The sequence below is a fragment of the Paenibacillus sp. Z6-24 genome (genome assembly GCF_054161335.1).
The window spans coordinates 703,668-727,306 of sequence record NZ_CP096398.1 but is presented as its reverse complement, the minus strand read 5'-3'; the positions used below and the strand labels follow the sequence as shown (position 1 = coordinate 727,306).

General features: G+C 50.7%; 17 protein-coding genes. 6 read left to right on the top strand and 11 right to left on the bottom strand.

Going from position 1 to position 23,639, the window contains the following annotated elements; translation table 11 throughout:
* Positions 1 to 207 precede the first annotated feature (207 nt).
* The 4 genes from M1D61_RS03130 to uvrB all read right to left on the bottom strand — a co-directional run bounded on the left by M1D61_RS03130 (position 208) and on the right by uvrB (position 8,627).
* The gene (locus M1D61_RS03130; RefSeq protein WP_458121159.1) at positions 208 to 2,139 is read right to left on the bottom strand and encodes a stalk domain-containing protein; all 1,932 of its coding nucleotides are present in this window, start codon (positions 2,137 to 2,139) and stop codon (positions 208 to 210) included.
* A gap of 54 nt (positions 2,140 to 2,193) precedes the next feature.
* Complete coding sequence (locus M1D61_RS03125) at positions 2,194 to 3,351, bottom strand: S1C family serine protease (RefSeq protein ID WP_458121158.1); 1,158 nt, start codon at positions 3,349 to 3,351, stop codon at positions 2,194 to 2,196.
* 191 nt (positions 3,352 to 3,542) lie between these two features.
* On the bottom strand, positions 3,543 to 6,404 hold the full coding sequence (uvrA, locus tag M1D61_RS03120) for an excinuclease ABC subunit UvrA (RefSeq protein ID WP_458121157.1): 2,862 nt from the start codon (positions 6,402 to 6,404) through the stop codon (positions 3,543 to 3,545).
* Positions 6,405 to 6,626: 222 nt separating this feature from the next.
* A complete protein-coding gene (gene uvrB, locus M1D61_RS03115) occupies positions 6,627 to 8,627 on the bottom strand; it encodes an excinuclease ABC subunit UvrB (RefSeq protein ID WP_458121156.1) in 2,001 nt (666 codons plus the stop codon).
* 372 nt (positions 8,628 to 8,999) lie between these two features.
* Here uvrB and M1D61_RS03110 point away from each other — a divergent pair, with 372 nt between their 5' ends.
* Together M1D61_RS03110 and M1D61_RS03105 are read left to right on the top strand one after the other, a co-directional pair.
* Positions 9,000 to 9,785: a flagellar motor protein gene (locus M1D61_RS03110; RefSeq protein ID WP_458121155.1), complete on the top strand. Its 786-nt coding sequence runs from the start codon at positions 9,000 to 9,002 to the stop codon at positions 9,783 to 9,785.
* Between the two features lie 2 nt (positions 9,786 to 9,787).
* Positions 9,788 to 10,594 carry a flagellar motor protein MotB gene (locus M1D61_RS03105; protein ID WP_458121154.1) on the top strand — a complete coding sequence of 269 codons (807 nt, stop codon included), beginning with the start codon at positions 9,788 to 9,790 and terminating at the stop codon, positions 10,592 to 10,594.
* Positions 10,595 to 10,805: 211 nt separating this feature from the next.
* Here M1D61_RS03105 and M1D61_RS03100 read toward each other — a convergent pair whose 3' ends face one another.
* The 6 genes from M1D61_RS03100 to M1D61_RS03075 form a co-directional block, all read right to left on the bottom strand.
* Positions 10,806 to 12,248: a PDZ domain-containing protein gene (locus M1D61_RS03100; protein ID WP_458122399.1), complete on the bottom strand. Its 1,443-nt coding sequence runs from the start codon at positions 12,246 to 12,248 to the stop codon at positions 10,806 to 10,808.
* Positions 12,249 to 12,414: 166 nt separating this feature from the next.
* Positions 12,415 to 13,875: a S41 family peptidase gene (locus M1D61_RS03095; protein ID WP_458121153.1), complete on the bottom strand. Its 1,461-nt coding sequence runs from the start codon at positions 13,873 to 13,875 to the stop codon at positions 12,415 to 12,417.
* A 40-nt stretch (positions 13,876 to 13,915) separates the two neighbouring features.
* Positions 13,916 to 15,211 carry a murein hydrolase activator EnvC family protein gene (locus M1D61_RS03090; RefSeq protein ID WP_458121152.1) on the bottom strand — a complete coding sequence of 432 codons (1,296 nt, stop codon included), beginning with the start codon at positions 15,209 to 15,211 and terminating at the stop codon, positions 13,916 to 13,918.
* Positions 15,212 to 15,348: 137 nt separating this feature from the next.
* Positions 15,349 to 16,269 carry a permease-like cell division protein FtsX gene (gene ftsX / locus M1D61_RS03085; RefSeq protein ID WP_458121151.1) on the bottom strand — a complete coding sequence of 307 codons (921 nt, stop codon included), beginning with the start codon at positions 16,267 to 16,269 and terminating at the stop codon, positions 15,349 to 15,351.
* On the bottom strand, positions 16,259 to 16,945 hold the full coding sequence (ftsE, locus tag M1D61_RS03080; RefSeq protein ID WP_017815490.1) for a cell division ATP-binding protein FtsE: 687 nt from the start codon (positions 16,943 to 16,945) through the stop codon (positions 16,259 to 16,261). The genes ftsX and ftsE overlap by 11 nt, the downstream gene beginning before the upstream one ends.
* Positions 16,946 to 17,207: 262 nt before the next feature.
* Entirely contained in the window at positions 17,208 to 18,734 is a 1,527-nt protein-coding gene (locus M1D61_RS03075; RefSeq protein ID WP_458121150.1) for an MDR family MFS transporter, read from the bottom strand.
* A gap of 203 nt (positions 18,735 to 18,937) precedes the next feature.
* On the opposite strand from M1D61_RS03075, the gene M1D61_RS03070 reads away from it, so the two are divergent.
* The 4 genes from M1D61_RS03070 to M1D61_RS03055 all read left to right on the top strand — a co-directional run bounded on the left by M1D61_RS03070 (position 18,938) and on the right by M1D61_RS03055 (position 21,988).
* Complete coding sequence (locus tag M1D61_RS03070) at positions 18,938 to 19,315, top strand: GntR family transcriptional regulator (protein ID WP_458121149.1); 378 nt, start codon at positions 18,938 to 18,940, stop codon at positions 19,313 to 19,315.
* Positions 19,312 to 20,190 (top strand): ATP-binding cassette domain-containing protein, encoded by an 879-nt coding sequence (locus M1D61_RS03065; protein ID WP_458121148.1) that lies wholly within the window; start codon positions 19,312 to 19,314, stop codon positions 20,188 to 20,190. Before M1D61_RS03070 ends, M1D61_RS03065 begins: the two co-directional genes overlap by 4 nt.
* Positions 20,183 to 20,872 (top strand): hypothetical protein, encoded by a 690-nt coding sequence (locus tag M1D61_RS03060; RefSeq protein ID WP_458121147.1) that lies wholly within the window; start codon positions 20,183 to 20,185, stop codon positions 20,870 to 20,872. The genes M1D61_RS03065 and M1D61_RS03060 overlap by 8 nt, the downstream gene beginning before the upstream one ends.
* A 78-nt stretch (positions 20,873 to 20,950) precedes the next feature.
* Positions 20,951 to 21,988, top strand: a complete 1,038-nt coding sequence (locus tag M1D61_RS03055; RefSeq protein ID WP_458121146.1) for an alpha/beta fold hydrolase — start codon at positions 20,951 to 20,953, stop codon at positions 21,986 to 21,988.
* Positions 21,989 to 22,120: 132 nt separating this feature from the next.
* Here the strand turns inward: M1D61_RS03055 and M1D61_RS03050 are convergent, their stop codons facing one another.
* Positions 22,121 to 23,611, bottom strand: coding sequence for a UxaA family hydrolase (locus tag M1D61_RS03050; RefSeq protein ID WP_458121145.1), 1,491 nt, complete (start codon positions 23,609 to 23,611; stop codon positions 22,121 to 22,123).
* Positions 23,612 to 23,639 lie beyond the last annotated feature (28 nt).

Genomic DNA, 23,639 nt, shown 5'->3' with positions numbered 1-23,639 from the left:
GTGTAACAGACATGAGACGGTGTATCTACAGTATCATTTAAATTTGTATGAAAATTATTGAAATAGGGGAAAGTAAATTTGCAAAACAAAAACTGCCGGCTTATCGGTTTGCACTCTGTCAGCAGGACAGAGGCAATTTCGATAAGGCGGCAGTTCAGGTACCAAGTGGATCAGGTAAGATATATATTAGTGTTCAGTCGATTCGGCTTATTTGGTCAGCCATTGAAAAGAACTGAGTATTTTGGCGATTTCTGATTGGTGGAAAGGGGTATTGTTCGCTGTATTCAGTTCGCTGGACAGGATATAGGTACGTTTGCCTTTGTTAAAGATGATGTAGCTGGCCTGGTAAGGTGTGGAAGTATCCGGGTAGGCTGCTGTAAAGGTGTAGGCAGGTTCTCCGGCAAATGTGGTTGCGGTGCCTTCGGACAGCTGACCGCCTGCATTCACTCCTGCGCCCTGGAAGGTTGCTTTCCACTTTTCTACTGCCTTATCCAGGGAGCTCGCGTTGGCGATAGTGATGCGGAAAGTGCCGCCGCTGTGCTGGAAGGCTGTGGATGAAGACTCGTAGTCGTTGCCTGCGCCTGTCCAGTAGCGCGGTACCTGCAAGCTGTAACCGTACGTTTTGGATGCACGGGTAACTGTTTTGCTGCGGTCTTCGGAATAGTAATCGATCGGCAGCTTGCCGAAATTTTCCTGCAGAGTGTCAAAGTCCAGGGAAACGGTCGGCAGAATGGCTTCCAGATCGGAAGTCAATGTCGGCGAATCGGACATTCCGCCATATTCCATATAATAACGGTAATCGTCACGCTGGAACAAAATCTGGTATTCCGTATACCAAATATCTCCGTCATACGTATACTGTACCTGATTGACCACTGCCGTCTGCTCGCCGATCTGGCGCTCGGTCGTGCTCACATGGCGATAATGATCCGGTGTAAAGTTGTCGCTGAACCAGGTCTGGATCTGCTTGGCCCAATCTTGGACAGTCGCACCTGTCGGAGCACTGTAGGCATAGATTCCGGTATAACTACCGTCCGCTGTTCCCGCTTCCAGTGTATCACTGCTAACCGACCAATTGGATGGCAGTGATGCCGAGATGCCGTACTCTTCATTGGCCAGCATATTATCGCTTACTACCGGCTCTTCACCGGACTCGGTCGATGTGATGTCCTTTACCGTTTTATTGCCATTGTCGAATGACATACGGAATGAATCCAGCAGATCGGCTGCTCCATCGAAGTCCTTGTAGCTGTAAGCTTCGGAATCGGCATACATTACGTAATACAGATTGCCATTGCCGGAATACAGTCTGTTCTCGGACAGATAACCTTCTTCGGAACGGCTGATTACTCTGGCATAATCTCCGGCTGGACTGCTCATGACCTGCTGATCCAGCACCGTTTCTCCCAATTCCTCGTTATAACCAACCAGGTAATCCAGCAGATCTTCAGGATCGGAATGACCATAGACCGAAGAATTGACCGTATCCGGTTCTACCGATACCTGCAGCAGATACGTACTTTCCCGATTCATAAAGTTGGCTGTGCTGCTGCTCGAACCTCCCATATAAACCAGATCTTCCGGATAGTTGATCGTCCATTGATACTGGCTGCTGCCTACCAGCTTTTTACCTGCATGTTCGTTTGCGCTGCCACTTTCGCCCGTCTGTGCCGCCGATGCCGGCAGCGTAATGATAATCTGGCCGGATACGACTTTCATTTTACCGCCAATGCCCTGAACGAGTGAACGCAGAGGAACCATCAGCGTATTGGATTTCATCACGGGAGCGGCATCCAGCGTTACTTTTTTGCCGTTAATGGTCGCGGCTTTACTGCCGATTTTCATGGAAATAGTATGCTTGCCCGAGGTAAGCTGGACGGTATTGTTTTCATGAAGCTGTACATCGGCATGGAATGCACGGGAAAACAACCCAAGCTGCACCATAGTGGTACCGCCAGCTTCATAAGGTTTGATGATCGTCTCTTTTTCACCATTGATCGTTGCGGCTGTACTGCCCTTTTTGATTTTGAGTTCCAGCAGTTCAGCAGCTGCCGCTGTATGTACTCCGGCATATGCCATAGTAATGGTAATGATGGAGGCCAGCAGGCCGGTGGCGGCAATACGCACCCATTTGTTCATTCCGTTTCCTCATTTCTATAGTCAAAGTAGATGGCCTATCCGGCGGATCGCATATTACTGTTCAGGAGACGTTGCTTCGTCTGCCTGGCTGCTGTCGAGCAGATCTTCAGGCTGCGCCTGGACCAGCTTCAGCGTACGGCTTACAATATCTCCTCCGGATTGCATCATTAATTTGACAGTTTGACCGGGAGTATAGGCTTTGAGCAGCTCATTGAGTTCGACGGTCGTATGCACTCTTTTGCCGTTGATGCTGTAGAGTACATCGCCTTCTTTGATGCCTGCTTTTTTGGCGGAGGCGGAGGTGACTTCAGTGACTTTCATCGCATCATTGGTCGGCATGCCGATCAGTGCATCTTCGCTCTCCTCCAGCTGCACACCAATCGAAGCGCGCCGAACTTCGCCATACGTATACAGCTGATCGATAATATATTCCACTGTATCGGCCGGAATGGTAAAGCCCAGATTGTCTACACCGAGCGCTTCATATTTCATCGTATTAATGCCGATGACCTTGCCATCCATATTAACCAGCGGACCGCCGCTGTTGCCGGGGTTAATCGCTGCATCGGTCTGGAGCAGGCTGTACGAAGCATCCACCGCGCGGTTCACCCCGCTGATAATGCCGGATGTCGCCGAATTGCGAAGCGAGAGAGACAGCGGTGTGCCGATCGCGATCACCTGCTCACCTACTTCGGGCTTCTGGCTGCCGGAGATGAATGAAGCGGCCTTCAGTCCGGTGGCATTAATCTTGATCAGCGCCAGATCGCTCACCGTATCACTGTAGACTTCCTTGACCAGATAGGCCTTACTCTGTCCGTTCGCTTCAGACGTAATGACTTTGGCACCTTCCTGCATACTGTCGATGACATGGGCATTGGTCACAATCCAGCCATTGGATGCGATGATGACACCCGAGCCAAAGGCGATTCCTTCCTTGTCCTGGCCGTAGCCGCCGTCATCGCTGCCAGCCTCTTCGGCCATGGCTTCCGGCGTCGGTACACCTACGATGCCAACGACGGACGGTGAAACTTTGGCAATAATTTTGCTATATCCCGGGTGGATAGAAGAAGCGCCCAGCTGGGGCGCATGGTATGTATAATGTGAAGACAGTTCCGCTGCAGACGCTATGGCCGCATAGGGGGTAGACACGGTGAGAACCGAAGCCAGTAGTACAAATGCAGGTATTTTCGTGGAAATTATTTTCAAATTCATCCAGCCTTTCTATAGTTGCTTACGTGTCCACCATCAAACTGGTAATTCCAGTAAAATGAGTCTAATTTCAGATTACCATAATCTCTTGTTCAGGCACAATTACCTATAAGCCTATCTTTATGTATAAATAAGCAGGCTGTTGAATAGAAAAAATGCTTGTTTTCTTTCAACAGCCTGCCATAGGTGAAGGGTTAGACCTGGCTGCTTTCCAGTTCACGGCTACGTGCCGTATCCCGTTCCAGTACAGGTTTGAGGTAGTGTCCGGTATAGGACTCCTTTACCTTGGTAATGTCTTCCGGAGTACCGGAAGCGAGGATCGTACCGCCGCCGCTGCCGCCTTCCGGTCCGAGATCGATCAGATAATCGGCCGTTTTGATCACGTCCAGATTGTGTTCGATAACCAGTACGGATTCACCGGAATCGACCAATCGATGCAGCACAACCAGCAGACGGTCAATATCATCCACATGCAGACCGGTTGTCGGCTCATCCAGAATATAGATCGTCTTGCCGGTGCTGCGGCGATGCAGCTCGGAAGCCAGCTTCACACGCTGTGCTTCACCGCCGGACAGTGTGGTGGCCGGCTGGCCCAGCTTCACATAACCGAGACCCACATCCAGCAGGGTCTGCATTTTGCGCTGAATACGCGGAATGTTCTGGAAAAAGTCTACCGCATCTTCCACCGTCATATTCAGTACATCCGCGATATTGCGGTTTTTGTATTTCACTTCCAGCGTCTCGCGGTTATAGCGCTGGCCTTTGCATACTTCACATGGAACGTACACATCAGGCAGGAAGTGCATCTCAATCTTGATAATACCGTCGCCGCGGCAGGCTTCACAGCGGCCGCCTTTGATATTGAAGCTAAAGCGGCCTTTTTTGTAACCGCGTACCTTGGCTTCATTCGTCTGGGCGAACAGATCGCGGATATCATCGAATACGCCGGTATAGGTCGCCGGATTGGAACGAGGCGTACGACCGATCGGGGACTGGTCAATATCGATGACTTTCTCGACATGCTCCAGACCGCGTATTTCCCGGTACTGTCCCGGAATCACACGCGCACGATTCAGGTCACGCGCCAGCGTTTTGTACAGAATCTCGTTGACCAGTGTTGATTTACCGGAACCGGATACGCCGGTTACTGCAGTGAATACACCGATCGGTATTTTGACATTAATGTTCTTGAGGTTGTTCTCCTTGGCTCCGCGAATCTCCAGCCAGCGGTTATCCGGCTTGCGGCGCTCCAGCGGTACAGGAACGAATTTGCGGCCGCTCAGGTACTGTCCGGTCAGTGAGTTGGGATCATTCATAATCTCTTCCGGTGTGCCCTGGGCGATTACCTGACCGCCATGAATCCCTGCACCCGGTCCGATATCGATAATATGGTCTGCTGCCATCATCGTATCCTCATCATGCTCGACAACGATCAGTGTGTTGCCCAGATTACGCATATGCTCCAGCGTCTTGATCAGTCGGTCATTATCCCGCTGATGCAGACCGATACTCGGCTCATCCAGAATATAGAGAACCCCGGTCAGACTGGAACCGATTTGGGTCGCCAGACGAATCCGCTGTGCTTCACCGCCGGACAGAGTACCGGCTGCACGTGACATGGTCAGATACTCCAGACCGACATTGACGAGGAAGCCCAATCGGCTGCAGATCTCCTTGAGGATCAGACGCGCGATGCTCTGTTCCTTTTCACTCAGATGAATATGCTCGAAAAATTCCTTGGCATCACCAATCGGCATATCGGTAACGTCAGCGATATTCTGCTTGTCTACCGTTACTGCAAGAATTTCCTTTTTGAGACGTTTGCCTTTACATACCGGACAAGGCTTGGCACTCATAAAGCCTTCGATATATTCGCGCATGCTCTCGGAGGACGTATCTTTGTAGCGGCGCTCCAGGTTGGGAATGATGCCTTCGAACACAACCTGTGCTTCCTTCACACGGCCAAAGTCGCTTTCGTAGCGGAAGCGGATCTTGTGTCCATCAGAGCCATTCAGAATCAGATTCACCTGCTGCTCGGTCAATTCGGATACCGGTACATCCGTCGGAATCTTATAATGTTCGCAGACCGATTTCAGGAACTGTGGATAATAGTTGGATAATCCGCCGCTCCATGCCTGGAAAGCTCCTTCTTCAATCGTTTTGCTGCGATCAGGCAGCAGCAGATCCTGGTCAACGACCATACGGATACCGAGCCCGTCGCATTCCGGACAAGCACCGAACGGACTGTTGAACGAGAACATCCGTGGAGACAGTTCTTCAATACTGAATCCGCAGATTGGGCAGGCAAAGTTGGAACTGAAACGCAGCTCCTCCTGACCGATAATGTCCACCAGCAGTTGACCGCCGGACATTTTGAGCGCCATTTCAATCGAATCGGCCAGACGTACAGCGATGTCTTCCTTAACGACGATCCGGTCAACTACGACTTCAATTGTATGCTTTTTGTTTTTCTCCAGCTGGATATCTTCGGACAGATCACGCAGTTCTCCGTTTACACGCACACGTACAAAGCCCTGTTTGGAGATTTCCGAAAAAATACTTTTATGTTCACCCTTGCGGCCGGATACGACCGGTGCCAGAATCTGCAGACGGGTACGCTCCGGATATTCCATAATCCGGTCCACCATCTGCTCTACCGTCTGAGAAGTGATCTCGACGCCATGGTTCGGACAATGCGGATGTCCCACACGTGCAAACAGCAGCCGCAAATAGTCATAGATCTCGGTGACTGTACCTACCGTGGAACGCGGGTTACGGCTGGTCGTCTTCTGATCAATCGAGATCGCCGGAGACAATCCTTCGATCGAGTCCACATCCGGTTTGTCCATCTGTCCGAGGAACTGACGTGCGTAGGCAGACAGGGATTCCACATAACGGCGCTGCCCTTCTGCATAAATGGTATCAAAAGCCAGCGATGACTTGCCTGATCCGCTCAGTCCGGTCAATACGACAAAACGATCACGCGGGATACTGATATCAATATTTTTCAGGTTATGCGCTCGTGCGCCCTTGATTTCAATATATTTATTCGACAAATAATCCAACCTCCAAATCCGGTGCTTCCGGAATAATCACCACGTGCCCAGCCATTTCATAGTGTACCTGTGAAATGTCAGAGCTGTGCGCATAAACGGCCAAACTATGATAAAGGTTGCCGGGGATTCCGGTTCTGTATCCGGAATCACCCAACAACCTTGGATTGTGCATAATGTTCATTCGGTATAATAGCAGCGATCCATCGTCAGCAGGAACAGGAATTAACTGATCTCTGCCCGCAGTTCCAGTACCGCATCGCGCAGCTCGGCTGCACGTTCGAACTGAAGCTCCTTGGCGGCAGACTTCATCTCGGTCTCCAGACGCTGAATCAGTGCCATACGGTCGCGCTTGGACATCTTGGCTTTGCCCACTTCCGCCATATAGTCCGCTTTGCCTTCGGCCACTTTGGTCGCTTCGATGACATCGCGTATTTTTTTGCGGATCGTCTGTGGGGTAATGCCATGTTCTTCATTATAGGCAATCTGGATCGTACGACGGCGTTCGGTCTCGCGCATCGCACTGGCCATGGAGTCGGTGATTTTGTCACCGTACATAATAACCCGGCCTTCGGAGTTACGCGCTGCCCGGCCTATCGTCTGGATGAGTGAACGTTCGGAACGCAGGAAGCCTTCCTTGTCGGCATCCAGAATGGTAACGAGTGAGACTTCCGGCAGATCCAGTCCTTCCCGCAGCAGGTTGATCCCGACCAGTACATGGAATGTCCCCAGCCTCAGATCTCTCAAAATCGCCATCCGTTCCAGCGTTTTGATATCGGAGTGCATGTACCTGACCTTAATGCCGACTTCCTTGAGATAATCGGTCAGATCCTCGGACATTTTCTTGGTCAGTGTAGTCACCAGCACCCGTTCATCCCGTTCGATACGCAGATGAATCTCGCTGATCAGATCATCGATCTGTCCTTTGGTCGGACGAACTTCGATAATCGGATCAAGCAGTCCGGTAGGACGAATAATCTGCTGGGCCATCGTGTCGCAGTGCTCCATCTCATACGGTCCCGGAGTAGCGGATACGAAAATGATCTGGTTGATCTTGTCTTCGAACTCTTCAAATTTCAATGGACGGTTGTCCAGTGCGGATGGCAGGCGGAATCCATGATCCACCAGCACATTTTTGCGCGCCTGGTCACCATTATACATCGCCCGGATCTGCGGCAGGGTCACATGGGACTCATCGACCACGATCAGCATATCATCCGGGAAATAATCGAGCAGTGTAAATGGCGTATCTCCCCGTTCACGGAAAGTAAGCGGTCCGGAATAGTTCTCAATCCCGGAACAGAAGCCGACTTCCTTCATCATCTCGATATCGTAGCGTGTACGCTGTTCCAGACGCTGTGCTTCCAGCAGCTTGCCCTGTTCCTTGAGCACGGCGAGGCGGTCTTCCAACTCACGTTCGATATTTTTGATGGCGACTTTCATCGTTTCTTCTTTGGTGACAAAGTGAGATGCCGGGAAGATCGCGATATGTTCGCGTTCACCGACCAACTCGCCGGTCAATACATCGATCTCGGTAATCCGCTCGATCTCATCACCGAACAGTTCGACCCGTACGGCATGTTCACTTTTGGAAGCCGGGAAAATCTCAATAACATCCCCGCGTACACGGAATGTACCACGAACGAAGTTGATATCATTGCGCTGGTACTGAATATCTACCAGACGGGATAAAATCTCGTTGCGTGACTTTTCCATGCCTACCCGCAGAGACAGCAGCATGCCACCATATTCCTGCGGTGAACCGAGACCGTAGATACAGGATACGCTGGCTACGATGATGACATCACGACGTTCAAACAGCGAACTGGTCGCCGAGTGACGCAGCTTGTCGATCTCTTCATTAATACTGGAGTCTTTCTCAATATACGTGTCGGAAGACGGAATATACGCTTCCGGCTGATAGTAATCATAATAGCTGACAAAATAATCGACCGAGTTATTCGGGAAAAACTCCTTGAACTCGCTCGCCAGCTGGGCTGCCAACGTCTTGTTATGTGCAATAACCAGCGTAGGACGCTGCAGTTTGGAAATGGTCTGTGCAATGGTAAATGTCTTACCTGTACCGGTCGCGCCCAGCAGTGTCTGGAACTTCTTGCCCTGCTGTACGCCCTGTACGAGCTCTTCAATCGCGGCAGGCTGGTCACCCTGCGGCGTGAATTCCGACTCAATCTCGAATTTTTTGGAGCTGACAACAATATCGTTCATTGCCCTGCATCACCCTATCGTCTAAAATATATATTACGCTTGCCCGATAATAACAAAAGAGACCGTTCATCAGAGTGCCGGACACATAATACTATACCCAGCGTTGGCTGTAATGGCACATCCTGAATAGACGAATCTCATTATTGGTTAATACTTATATAACATAAATTAACAACATAAAAGTCCTGAATAGGAATGTTTGTTCCCTTCTATTATACTCTCCAGCTTTCACTTATGCAATTGAAACACGTCTGTAAACGACAACTTTTTCAGACGTTTTTTTCATATTGAAACATTGTCTGTTCTTTTTCCGGAGAGCCGGCAAGCATAAATATACAATTACTTCCCAGACGCAGAACAGGAGATGGATAAATGGATTTAACAACGATTATCGGTATTATTGCAGGAATCGCTGCATTGATTGGGGGGTTTTTATGGGAAGGCGGCGACGCTGGAGGATTGCTTCAGGGAGCTGCAGCTTTGATCGTATTTGGGGGAACGGCTGCTGCCGTGGCCATCAGCTTTCCGGCATCACGTCTGAAAAAGCTTCCGCAGGCCATGCGGACGGTACTCGTGCCGGTTCGTTCGGATAATGAGCAGCTCATCGAAGATGTCGTCAATATGTCCATGCATGCCCGGCGTGCCGGTGTACTCGCACTGGAGCCGCAGGCCGTATCGCATGAAAATGCCTTTTTGCGGGAAGGTTTACAGCAGGTTGTCGATGGCACCGACCGGGATGTAATCCGGCAGATTCTGGAGCTGGAAATGGCCAAGGTCGAGCAGGAATATGAACAGCATGCCAAAATCTTTGATTCTGCCGGCGGTTATGCGCCAACGATGGGGATTATCGGTACGGTTATGGGCCTGATCCAGGTTCTTGGCAGTCTCAGTGAACCAACCGGCCTGGGCAGCTCGATTGCGGTTGCCTTTACAGCCACTCTGTACGGGGTTGCCAGTGCCAACCTGATCTTCCTGCCGCTCGCTTCCAAAATCCGGGCACGCAGCGAACTGGAGACGCAGACGATGGAAATGCTGCTCGAAGGCATTCTTTCCATCCAGAACGGTGAGAATCCACAGCTGGTGCGCCGCAAGCTGGAGACATTCCTGACGGATACGGATGGTTATTCCGATAATGAACCACGAATGAGGGAGGAATAACGATGCGACGTTATTCTCGCCGCAATAAAAATACCGGTCACGACCACAAGGACCGCTGGTTAATTACCTATGCCGATCTGATCACGCTGCTGCTGATTTTCTTCATCGTAATGTACTCGGTCAGCCAGATCGACTCCGACAAATACAAGGTGCTGACCGAGTCGCTGCAGCTCACTTTCCAGAGTCCCAACTCGGTGCTGGACGGTGGCAAGGGAGTGACCGGGACAGCAGGCCAGAATGTAAACAACGGCGGTTCCGATTCCGAGCAGAACCAGGCGGGAGAGCAGGGCGGCAAACAAGGCCAGGAACAGCTGACCAGCCGCGAAGAAGCCTTTCGCAAGCAGGAACAGGAACTGGCAAATCTGATGCAGGTCATTGAAAATTATGTACAGACCAATAATTTGCAGAATCAGGTATCTGTCGTAGACAAGCCGCAGGGCATCTCCATTACCCTGAGCGACCAGTTTCTGTTCGATGAAGGCCAGGCCGATCTCAAAGCCCGCTCACTCGGTACGCTTGCCCGGCTCGCCAGCTTGTTCCAATCGATCAATACAACGATCAGCATTGAAGGCCATACGGATAGTCTTCCGATCGTCTACGCTTCCCGGTATCAGGATAATTGGGAACTGTCAGGCGCACGGGCACTGTCGGTACTTCGCTACTTTATCGATACCAAAAGACTTGATCAAGCCAACTTCCAGTATGCCGGTTACGGGGCTACCCGCCCTGCCGCCGATAATTCCACCGCAGCCGGAAGACAGAAAAACCGGCGCGTTGAAATTATCGTGCTGCGCCAATTGCAGGAGTAGCCAGCCGGCCTGATCGGATAATGTAAACTGTATATCCATATCAAAAAGCACACGAACAGCGGGATCTCCCGGCTTGTCCGTGTGCTTTTTTTGCTGTTCAGATGAAATTTACTGTTCACATTAACATTTCTTTTCACATTAATTTTTCTATTCGTATGAACAACGAAATCATCCTGCACTGCAAGAATGGATACTGCTGGACGGCTTCCCTTTATTTCTTGCTGCCTGCCCGGCGGCTTCGCTTGGGCAGAATGCCATTAGCATTAGAAGCGGCAGTAGAGTGCGCTTCAGTTGACGTATCCGTGTCTGCTTCTGCCGGAGCTGTTTCTTTAACTGAACCGGCTGGCAATCCGGTCGCTTCAATCTGCCTATTCCCATTGGATTGACCCATACCGCCTGACAAACGGCGTGTCCGCGGACGACCCAGCAGATGAAATGCCGACAGCTGCTGGATATCCGGTGAGACCGGCGCCTGATCATCCGGAGCAAAAATCATGCCCAGCTGATGATGATCCCCGGCATAGATCGCCCGCTGCAGGAATTTGCTTTCCCCGTGAATATTGAGTATTTCCAGTTTGCAAAAGGCCGGGTTCATCCGCAGCGCTTCATGCAGGGACTGTGGATGATGCACAGGAACTCCATTGACCTTATATACCGTCTCGGCTGCCCGTATACCCAGTTCATGCGCCGGACTGCCCGGAATCACATCCAGTACCCGCAGACCGCGCAGTGTCTCGGTATAGAGCGGGATGCTCTCCAGCTCTTCTCGTCTGCTGAGGTAAACGATTACCTCGCGCCAGATAACAGCGATCCAGATCACCAGCACTGCCAGCGGCGCCCACCAGAGCGCGACAGCAACCAGTACAAGCAGCACCAGACTGCTCAGCAGAAGCCTTCTGGAGACGATACGTGCCTTGTCCACCGGCAGACGACTCTGTGTTAGAATACTGCATCCGATCATTACCGGCAGAGCAGTAACCGCTGCTCCGCCGCTCCAGAATTCGCCGCTGTGGAGAGGACTCCATGGCAGCATAAATCCTTCTGCCGCCGGCATTAACAGCCAGAGCGGCACCGGCCAGAAAGCCTCCATCGCATAAGCGCCTACCGGTTTGCCGCGCTTGCCTTCAATCACTACTGGAGAAGATAGCCCGGGGCCCTGCACACGGAACAGTATGGCTTCTGCTAGCTGCAGCAGCACGCCAATCACCAGCAGACCCGGCAGATCGGCATGACGGATCGCTTGTACCGCTTCACCAAACCATCCTGCCGGCTGCCATGACGGAGCGAGCAGCAGCGCTACATGAAGAATAACGAGCACAGCGAGCGCATCCATCAGATGTGCCAGCCGCAGACGAATCAGCGACAGCAGCACAATGATAATCCCCAGACACCAGATCACTTCTTTTTCAATATGTATGCCAATTCCCAGCATCACCGCTGACAGGATAACCCCAATGATCAAACCGGTAATCACGGTCCGGACGACCCTGCCGGCATATACGTGCACCCTTATATTAAACAGTTTGCGTTCCAATAGCCCCTGCCGCCTGTAATGCAGCAGCAGACCGATCAGAAATATATAGTAAAACGGCTGCGAAAGCAGCTGTCCTATGGCACCACCAGTGATACGGAGTGCTTCTCCCAACACTGTCATCACGCTTCACACTCCTTTGCTTTCCATACGCGCTAACCCGCTGTCCAACACTCTTTATTGTACATAAAAAAAGAAGGCTGTGACAGCCTTCTTTTTACAATCCATCATTCATCCTCAGATGCCCTTCCGGTCGCTCATGCTGCTATAGCATTATACTCCAGGGGCTTTACTTTGTTCCGCTCAGCTTTTGCTTGATACCAGCGATGGCTTTATTCAGTTGTACGTCATATTGAGGATCCTGGATATGCTTGATCAGTTCGGCTTCCAGTGCAGCAGCGGTCTTGGCATCAATCGTACCGGTTACGGCCAGCTTGTGATTCTGCTGGAACGATCGAACAGCCACTTCCGTCTCGCGGTCAAAATAACCGTCTTTGCGATCCACCGTATAATCCAGTCCGGCGAGCATAATCTGTGCACTTTTCACATCATTGTTGTTCATGTCATATTTCAAGGTTTTGTCCTTGTTGATCGGTGTCACGGTGTAATAATCCGGTGGATCCACTTCCACATCGGGCTTGATTCCTTTTTTGTGAATCCAGTCGCCATTTGGTGTCAGCCACTTGGCAATCGTGATCTTGATCAGACTGCCATCATTGAACAGATTATCCATGCTGGTCTGTACGGTGCCTTTGCCGTAGGTAGTCTCTCCGTAGAGGGTAGCACCGGCAGACTGCTTCAGTGCACCGGCCAGAATCTCCGACGCGCTGGCGCTGCCGCCATTGGTTACTACGGCAATCGGATAATTCACACCCTGACCGTTCGAATTGGTGACCTGACGCTGACCATTTTTGTCCTCGACCTGTACGAGCGCTTTACCTTTGGGTACAAATTGCTCGGCCATCTCTTCGACAACAGACAGTACGCCGCCCGGATTATTGCGGACATCGATTACAAGTCCCTTCATTCCCTTGGCATCCAGCTTTTGCAGCTCTTCTCCGAAACGTTGTGCCGTATTCAGCGAGAACTGGGTAATCTCGATTACGCCGATCTTATCATCGGTCATACGCGCATACACAGTCTCCATTGCGATATCATCACGTACAATATCGAATGTCATCGTCTCGCTGCTGCCCGCCCGTTTGACTTCCAGCTTGGCCGTTGAACCTTTTTCTCCCCGGATCTTGGCTACTGCGGCATTGAGGTCTTTGCCCGACAGACTCTCTCCGTTGACGGAGACAATCACATCTCTGGCACGCAGTCCGGCCTGCTCTGCAGGTGAACCCTTAATCGGGGATACGATGACCACATTGCCGTTATCCTCGGATACCTCGGCACCGATACCGGTAAAGGAACCGGCGATCGATTCGGAGAATTGTCCGGCTGTATCGGTATCCATATAACTGGAATACGGATCACCGAGCGCTTCCAGCATGCCGTTAATCGCTCCATCGACCAATTTATCTTCATCTACGTTCTGGTAATAATTATTTTCAATCAGACTGGCGACAGTACTCAGCTTGCTTTGCTCCTGGTCGGTGAGTCCACCGCCGCTCAGCGCACCGATTACGCCCTGCCCCATTGAAGCTCTTTGCACAAAAGACGGTAGATTGACTACAGCCAGCGTCAGTACGCTGCTGAGCACCATCATGGCAATAACGAGCAGTGCCACCGTGCGTTTTCTCATCATGTATTACCGCCTCTCTCCATTAAAAAGCTGTTCCGCCGGCTTACAGATAGCCCAGCGGATCAACGGCTGTTCCATTTACACGTACTTCAAAGTGACAGTGTGGTCCGGTAGAGTTACCTGTAGAACCCACTTCGGCAATCTTCTGGCCTTTGCTGACACTCTGACCTTGGGATACCATCACGCCGCCATTACGAATATGACCATACAGCGTCTGGATTCCATTACCGTGATCGATAATAACCGCATTACCATAACCGCTCATCGCTCCGGCTATAACAACCGTGCCGCCATCCGAGGCTACGATAGGTGTGCCCTGAGGTGCTGCAAAGTCTACACCCGCATGCAGTTTGTAGATTCCGGTAACCGGGTTGGTACGATAACCGAACGGAGAAGACAAGCGGGCACCAATAACCGGTACACCAAGTATACCATTGCCGCTGGCCTGGTAACCTCCGCCTCCACCACCGCTGCTGCCACCGCCCGAAGAAGATCCGCCACTGGATGCTGCGGCTGCGGCACGGGCGGCAGCTTCGGCGGCTGCACGAGCTGCTTCAGCTGCTGCGCGTTCCTGTGCTTCAGCAGCTGTTTTTTCACGATACAGGGCTGCCCGCTTGTCGGCCAGATCCCACAGTGCCTGCTCCTGCTCTGCCGTTGCTTCTTCGGCATTTACAATTTGCAGATCATATTTGGCAATCAGACGTTGTTTTTCTTTTTCTTTGGCATCCAGTTCACCTTTACGCGATGCTTTTTCGGCGTACAGGCTTTTCGCGTAGGCATACTGTGCTTTTAATTTATTCTGAGTCACAATGACAAATTGTTTGTCTTTCTCATGTTGGGCCAGAATATCCTGATCCTGATCCACAATCATGCGCAGCGAATCTGCACGATCCACAAAATCAGAGAAACTGGTGGAAGACATCAGTACATCCAGATAGGATACCATACCATCGGTGTACATCATTCTTACTCGCGTATCAATCATGCCTTCACGTGCCTTGATACGTTCTTTAGCTTCGGCCAGATCTTTTTTGGACTGGCGAAGACCCGATTCGGTCTTCGTAATGTTATTGGACACACGCGCAATCTGGCTGTTTACTTCATTGATTGCATGCAGAACGGCACTCAGGTCTTTTTGTGCACTTTTCTTGAGTGCAGCAGATTTTTGCTTTTGCGCCTGGGCTTTTTTCTGCTGTTGCTCTGCCTTCTGGGCCTTTTGCTCAACAGCGTTTAGCTCTTTTTGGATTTCACTTGAAGATTTGGCGGCATGTCCGTGTCCAGGTTGTACCACTGCAGCGGCCAGCAACATGATGGCCATGACTGATGCGACTTTTTTCAATTGTTTTCCCATCCTTTTAACATTTATAGGTTGTTGAAATAGTCGGTTCCGGCATTCAGCAATTACGTCAACTCTATTATCGGCAGCCTGCTTGGATACCTTGATAGTTTTCATGAAAATTATGGTAAATTATAGTATTAAACTTTCAGGAAGCGGCGAATTGATACCGTACTTCCCCATACTCCGATCACAATGCCCAGTATAAGCAGCAATCCGCCGAGCCACGGCCAGATCTGCTGTAGTGGAATGAGTGTCACCATGGAGGCCAGACTGAGTGAAGTCACCGAAGCGACCACCAGCTGATGATAACCGACAAATAAAATAATAATCGTCACTACCGAGCCAATCCCGCCCAACAGTGCACCTTCTATGAAGAAAGGCCAGCGAATAAACTGATTGGTCGCACCGACAAGCTTCATAATGCTGATCTCCCGGCGGCGTGCCAGGATCGTCACGCGAATCGTATTGGCAATCAGGAACATCGCCATCAGTGCCAGCGCGGCTACCAGAATCAGCCCGATATTGCGGATCAGTGCCGTTACCTTGAACAGGGTCTGCACCGTCTCACCGCCATAGCGTACTTTGAGGATAGGCTTCTCTACATGCTCCGTATTGAGCGCTTCGATCTTTTGCGCGACAAATGGAACGGTGGTCGCTTCGATCACCTGTACCCGGAAAGCGTCCGGCAGCGGGTTGTTGTCTTTGGCATAGCCTTCAAGGAAGCTCTCGCCGCCCTCACCAAGATTCTCGCGCAGTTCATCCAGCCCTTTATCCTTAGGAATATACTGGATATTGCTGACTTCCGGCATTTCGCTGATTTCCTGCTGCAGCTGTTCGCGCAGATCCTGATTCACGTTCAGTTCCAGGAATACATTCACTTCGACCTGGCTGTCGGCCTGATCGGCGAGGTTATTAACATTAAATACGAGCAAAATAAATACGCCCAGAATAAACAGAGACACAATGATCGAGGTAATGGATGCAATCGACATCCATCCGTTGCGGAATACGCTTCTAAAACCTTCCCGCATATGCCGCAAGAAGGTGCTAAAATTCATAACCGTACTCCCCTCTGATCTGGTCTCTGACAATCATACCGTTCTCAATGGCCAGTACGCGTCGACGCATGGAATTGACGATATCCCTGTTATGTGTAGCCATAATGATCGTGGTCCCCCGGAAATTAATTTCGTCCAGCAGCTGCATGATGCCGTAGGATGTCTCCGGATCAAGGTTCCCTGTCGGCTCATCCGCGATAATCACGGAAGGATTATTGACGATGGCTCTGGCAATGGCGATCCGCTGCTGTTCTCCACCGGACAGATGGTCCGGATAACGATTGGCTTTGCTTTGCAGACCGACCAGATCGAGTACTTCCATGACCCGCTTCTTGATCTGCCGTCTCGGCGCTTCGATAACTTCCATGGCAAAAGCGACATTTTCATAGGCAGTCAGCTTCGGCAGCAGACGAAAATCCTGGAAAATGACGCCGATATTCCGGCGCAGCAACGGAATCTTGCGCTGCTTGAGCTTGCTCAGATTAAATCCATTGACAGAAATCTGTCCTTTGGTCGGCTGCTCTTCACGGTACATTAATTTCATAAAGGTCGATTTGCCCGCTCCGGAAGGTCCGACCACGTATACAAACTCATTACGGTCAATTTTTACGGAAACGCCTTGCAGGGCATGCGCACCATTAGGGTACGTTTTCCATACGTCTTGCATCTCTATCAATTCATCACTTCCTAAGCACAGGTTCAATTATGACAGCAATATTCCATTCCGGCAGAACCGGGAAACATGATAATCATAAGGTTTTTACAAATTTTATGAACAATTCAACAATCTCTATTGTAACAAATTCGTTACCTCTTGAGTACTATAATAACTCGAAAATATAGACATAATCAAAAAAAGCCCGATTTCATTTTGGAAATGAAACCGGGCTTTTCGTCATTACTCCATACTATGACTGTGCTCAGCGCCCTGCAGCGTTCTATTCTTCCCGGGAAGATACCGCGCGGGCATTCCCCATAAACGATACAGCGATCAGTGCGCAGACCGCTGGAATGATCGCCCAGCCAAATGTACCGGCAACCGATCCGGTCAGCGCCTGGCGGATCACTTCCAGCACCGCTGCCGGAATATGGGACTGCATCTCCTCCGACAGCAGTGCTCTCGGATCAATGACAGACAAATCCATACCACCGGGCTGCGCTTGTCCACTGCCCAGCTGACTCTCCATCTCTCTAGTGAGTAAACTCCGTTGAACAAGCCCAAATATCGTCACTCCGACAGACATACCCAGCGAGCGCACAAAGGAAAGCGTCGAATTGGCTGCTCCCCGCTGGCGGAAATCAAATTCCTGAATCCCGCTGATCCCCAACACGGAAAAGGAGAATCCGATCCCGAAGCCGGTAATCGCCAGATCGGTGACCAGCAGCCAGGTTGGCGTATCGGACGTCAGTCTGCTCAGCAGGAACATGCCTACGGTGAACATAACCGCCGAGAAGATCATAATCCGCCGAAACGTCATTTTGTTCACCAGTATTCCGCCCATCATCGCCGCAATCACCGATCCGATTGTCATCGGCATCAAGGTCAGTCCCGAATTGACCGCCGTTCCGCCGGTGACTCCCTGTACATAAATAGGGATATACAGCGTTACGGTAATAAAGGCCGCTCCATAAAAGAAAGAGGCTGCGACGCTGCCGGCAAACAGCTGCTTGCGGAACATTGGGAACGAGATAATCGGCTCTGCCGCCCGCTGCTCTGCAAACACAAATGCTACTGCCAGAACGGCAAAACAACACAGCAAGCCCATAATGATGCCCGAATCCCAGGCATAGGTGCCGCCGCCCAATTCCAGTGCGAACATCAGTGACACTACGGCACCGACGAGCAGCCCGGCGCCGGACCAGTCGATTTTCTGACGGGAACGTTCCAGCGATTCCCGGTAAAAGATAAGGATCAGCAGCAGCGATATAATGCCCAGCGGCACATTGATATAGAATACCCAGCGCCAGCTGAAATACTCGGTAATATAAGCACCAAGCAGCGGCCCGACCAAGCCGGACATACCGAATACCGCACCAAGCAGACCGGTCATCTTGCCTCGCTTTTCCGGAGGGAACGTATCAAATACGATCGTAAAGGCAATCGGCACCAGCGCGCCGCCGCCAATCCCCTGAATCGCCCGGTAAATACTCAGTTCCACAATCGAATGCGCCGTACCGCATAGGATCGAACCGATCATAAACATAATCAGACCAAAAATGAAAAACCGTCTGCGACCATACATATCGGATAATTTACCGAATATCGGAGTCCCTGCCAGTGAAGCGACCAGATATGCCGATGTCACCCAGACAAACTGATCAAACCCGCCCAGATCGCCGACGATCGTTGCAATCGCTGTCGCTACAATCGTATTGTCAATCGAAGCCATAAATATACCGAGCAGCAGAGCGGCCACTACCCAGCCGGTCCCAGCCTTTTTGTTATTAGCGGCTATTTGAGCCATTCCTGCTCACTCCCTGTTTTGAATTCAATAGGTTCTGCTTAAAGTTCATACGTTAATATTAACACACAAATCGCAAAATGACCCATCGGTCATCTGATTACGTTATAATATCTCTTTTTCTTTTTAGCCACCATTTTATTTGACAATTCATTCCAAACCCATTATGGTATGTTACATGACTAACATACCAATAGGGTGATTTGATGAAAGCTAGTTTTGATGATGGACAGCCGATCTTCCAGCAGATCGCGCATATGATCGAAGATGACATTCTTAACGGAACTTATTCGGAAGGAGACCAGATTATTTCCATGGCTCAATTTGCCAGTACATTTCAGGTAAATCCGGCTACAGCCGTCAAGGGCATTGGGCTGCTCGTGAATGATGGTATTCTGTACAAAAAAAGGGGATTGGGTATGTTTGTGACCACTGAAGCCAGAACAATTATTGTAAACAAACGCAAAGATCGTCTATACCGTGATCTGGTAGTCAAACTATTGGAGGAAGCCGCCAAGCTGGAGCTAACGACAGAAGAGATTATTGCCATGATCCGTCAAGGAAAAGGAGCTGAGCCGAAATGAATCCCATTCTTTCCTGTTCCCAGCTGAACAAACGCTTCGGTACCATCCACGCCGTCCGCCAGCTGCAGCTTGAATTGGAAGAAGATAAAATTTATGCACTGCTTGGCCGTAACGGTGCCGGCAAAACGACGCTGCTCCATATGATCGCCGGCGGAATCTCACCGGATAGCGGAGAGATCATTTTATCCGGGCAGATTTTGAAAAAAGGAGATATCCCCCGTCATCTCTGCTATGTACGGGAAAAGCATCTATTTTTCAGAAGCGCGAAGATCATAGAGACTCTTCAGCTCGCTTCTTCCTTTTATGAACACTGGGATTGGTCATTCGCTCATGAGCTGCTGACACGGTTCAAGCTGAATCCGGATATGAAGATCAAGCAGCTGTCCCGGGGAATGGAATCGCTGGTCGGCAATATTATCGGCCTTGCCAGCCGGGCACCGGTAACGATATTTGATGAACCTGTGCTCGGACTGGATGTAATGATGCGGGATCATTTCTACCGGATGCTAATGAAGGATTATGCCGATCATCCACGAACCATTCTGGTCTCCACCCATCTGATCGACGAGATCGCTCCGGTCGCAGAAGAAGTATACATTATGGACAATGGCAGTGTGATCCTGCATGACGAAGTGGATCATATCCGCACCCGGTCTTATCTGATCAGAGGGAATCAAGAGGCCGTCTGGCAGTTCACCGAGAGCAAGCGGGTCATTCATCAGGAAACGTACGGAAACGGGATGATGGCAGCGGTGTATGACTTGATTGAAGAAGAGGAACGCACATGGGCAGCACGACAGGGGATCTCGATTGAAGGTCTTCCGCTGCAGCAATTTTTTGCCTATCTGATTGAAGGGAGCACGATTCATGCCTAAATGGATTGCGTACTGGAAAGCCTCCTATCTGGAACTGCGTTTGTACATCTACATTATAATGGCGTTGATCGCTGCCGGGGTACTCGCCAATTTTATCATTAATCTGGCGATGGGACCGGAGCTGGATAATCGTGAAGTGACATTTGCCAATCTGTGTCTGTGTATGCTCGTGTTTGTAGCGAGTGTACTGCCGCTTCGCTTTTTCACCCGAATCATTCATCTTGGTGCTTCACGTTCGCAGTACTATACTTTGCTGATTACGATCTATGCTGTCTGGGCGGCGGCAATGGCCTTGCTCAATACCATATGGCAGCAGGTTCAACCGACGCTGGTATCTTCCTCTTTGCATACTTACAATCTTGTCGATATTTTTGGTTGGAGTCAGTTTGGCATCATCGGAAGCTTTGTGTATCAGTTTGGTATCTATATGCTGTTCCTGTCAGTATGGAGTCTGCTGTTCTCCGGCATGTACCGGTTGATCGGCTGGATCCTATGGTTCGTGCTGATTATCGGCATTACGCTCGGTACCTCACTGCCTGCTTACCGGCCCCTGTTAGCCAAAGGATTCTCGGTACTCCTGTTCAATGATTCGCTTATTCAGGGATTCGGCATTGCCCTGCTGCTTACACTGGTCTTTCTTGCCGGAGGATGGGGACTTACCCGCAAACGGCCTGTTCTGTAAAGCAGCGCATGGAATCAATTGATAGCACCTGCTTGATCTCTTTACTCTACATCCAAAATGTCAAGAGGAGACATACATATGAAGCGATGGATAAAAGGTTTTAAAATTACATGTATTACACTCGTCGCTCTGGTGCTCATTTTGCTCTTTTTTCCGACATGGACTTCGAACATCCCCGGAGATAACAGCATCAGTACACTGGAGCAGGTTCAGATCAATGGTACCGATCATGAGATTATGATACGCGGCAACAATCGTGATAATCCCGTAATCATCAATGTGCATGGTGGACCGGGAGCCTCCGAAATTCCTTATGCCGAGCAGGTTCAGGATCTGCTGGAGAGCCAGTTTACCATCGTCAATTATGATCAGCGAGCCAGCGGCAAATCCTATCACTTCTTCGAAGATTACTCCAACCTGTCCTCGGATCTGCTCGTCAATGATCTGCTCGCTGTCACAGATTATGCAGCCAGCCAGCTGGGCAAGCAAAAAGTGATTCTGATCGGCCATTCTTATGGCACGTATATTGCTGCACAGGCAGCTTATCGGGCGCCCGGCAAATATGAAGCTTATATCGGAATCGGACAGATGGGCGATTCTGCACAGAGTGAGCGCGACAGTCTAAACTATGTACTGGATCAGGCCAGGCTTGCGGGTAATACGGAAGATGTGCAGCAGTTACAGCACGTATCCACAGCCATCCGGCAGGGGAAGGCATTCACTCCCCGGAGCTATGTGGCCAAATATGGCGGTGCCACTCGATTAATCGAGAATCCCGACGGCGATCTGCTGGCGATGTTATACAGCGAGGAATATAATGCACTGGATCTGCTTCGTTATTATAAAGGAATAATCGGCAGTCAGGGCGTACTGATCAATGAAGTGTTCCTGCATCCTCTCCCCCGACTTGTACCGAAGCTGGAACTGCCGGTTTATTTCGTCATGGGCAAATACGATTATATGACTTCGGCTAAATCTGCTGAATCATACCTGAAGCAGTTGGATGCCAAGCACAAGGAATTGATTATTTATGATCAGTCTGCCCACTACCCTCAATTCGAGGAAAAAACGCGGTTTTTCAACTGGATGACAGATACATTTGCGACACACAAATAAATCATCCGCTTCATGTTACGGGTGTCTGCTGTATCATACAGCCGGCACCCGTTTGGACGTTCACATGAAGCGCATGATTGAGGTTGTACTAACAGATTCGCTGTTTGCTGATGCATAGGTTATCGCATTGTTTTACAGCGTTACACCATTTTTGAAAATGGCAATCTCGCGGAAGTTGTTCTTCTCATTGTTCACCCAGCGACCACTGGCGACTTCGATAATATAGTCGATAAAATCGGTCAGTGCGTCTTCCATCGTCGTCTCTTCCACCAGTACGCCTGCATTGTAGTCGATCCAGTGCGGCTTGTTGGCATACAGCGGCGAATTGGTCGATACTTTCATCGTAGGCACAAAAGAACCGAACGGCGTACCCCGGCCTGTCGTGAAAATGACCAGCTGACAGCCGGCTGCACCCAGCGCCGAGGAAGCGACCAGATCATTGCCGGGTGCACTCAGCAGGTTCAGCCCTTTGGTATGCAGACGCTCTCCATACTGCAGCACATCCTGTACAGTGGATACACCTGACTTTTGCGTGCAGCCGAGCGATTTGTCTTCCAAGGTCGTAATCCCGCCTGCCTTGTTGCCTGGTGAAGGATTCTCGTAGACCGGCTGCTTGTAGTCGAGAAAATACTGCTTGAAGTCGTTGATCAGATGCACGATTTTGCCGAACACTTCCTCATTCGCAGCCCGTTCCATCAGAATCTTCTCGGCGCCGAACATCTCGGGCACTTCGGTCAGCACAGTCGTGCCACCCTGGGCGGCCATATAATCGGACAGCTTGCCGAGCAGCGGATTAGCGGTAATGCCGGACAGTCCGTCCGAACCGCCGCATTTGAGACCGATGCGCAGTTCAGACAGCGGAATCTCTTCGCGTCGATCCAGGCGGGCGCTGTGGTAAATGTCCCGCAGCAGCTCTACACCGGCCTCCACTTCATCCGAGACAGACTGGGAGACGAGGAACTTGACGCGGGAATCATCGTAATCACCGATCGCCTGCTTGAAATCTTCCATCATATTGTTCTCGCAGCCCAATCCCAGCACCAGCACCCCGCCTGCATTCGGATGCCGAACCGCATCCGCCAGAATCGTCTGGGTGTGCAGATGATCATCGCCCAACTGGGAACAGCCGTAGCTGTGCTTGAGAACCAGTGCATTTTCAAAAGGAGCCAGGTCGTTGATTTCCGCCTGGAACTGCTTGAGGATCATCTCGGCAATACCGTTGACGCAGCCTACCGTCGGGACGATCCACAGCTCGTTGCGGATACCCACTTCCCCATTGGCACGGCGATAACCCTGAAATGTCCGGTTCTCCAGCGTGTAAGGCAGCGGGAAAGTGCGCGGTTCATAATGGTAATCCTCCACACCCGTCAGATTGGTTCGTGTATTGTGGGTATGCACATGTCCGCCCGCCGGAATGAGCTGAAGCGCATGGCCGATCGGGTAGCCGTATTTGATAATATGACGGTCCGGTTCGATCGGCTCGATCGCAATCTTGTGTCCTCTGGCTATATCCTCCTGCAGTATAATTTGACGACTGCCTGCCTGAATACTCTCTCCCTGTCGGTAATCGCGCAGGGCAACCACTACGTTATCCTGTTCATGAATCTGTATCATCTCCAGCACGGTCACTGCCTCCTGTTCATTATGAATA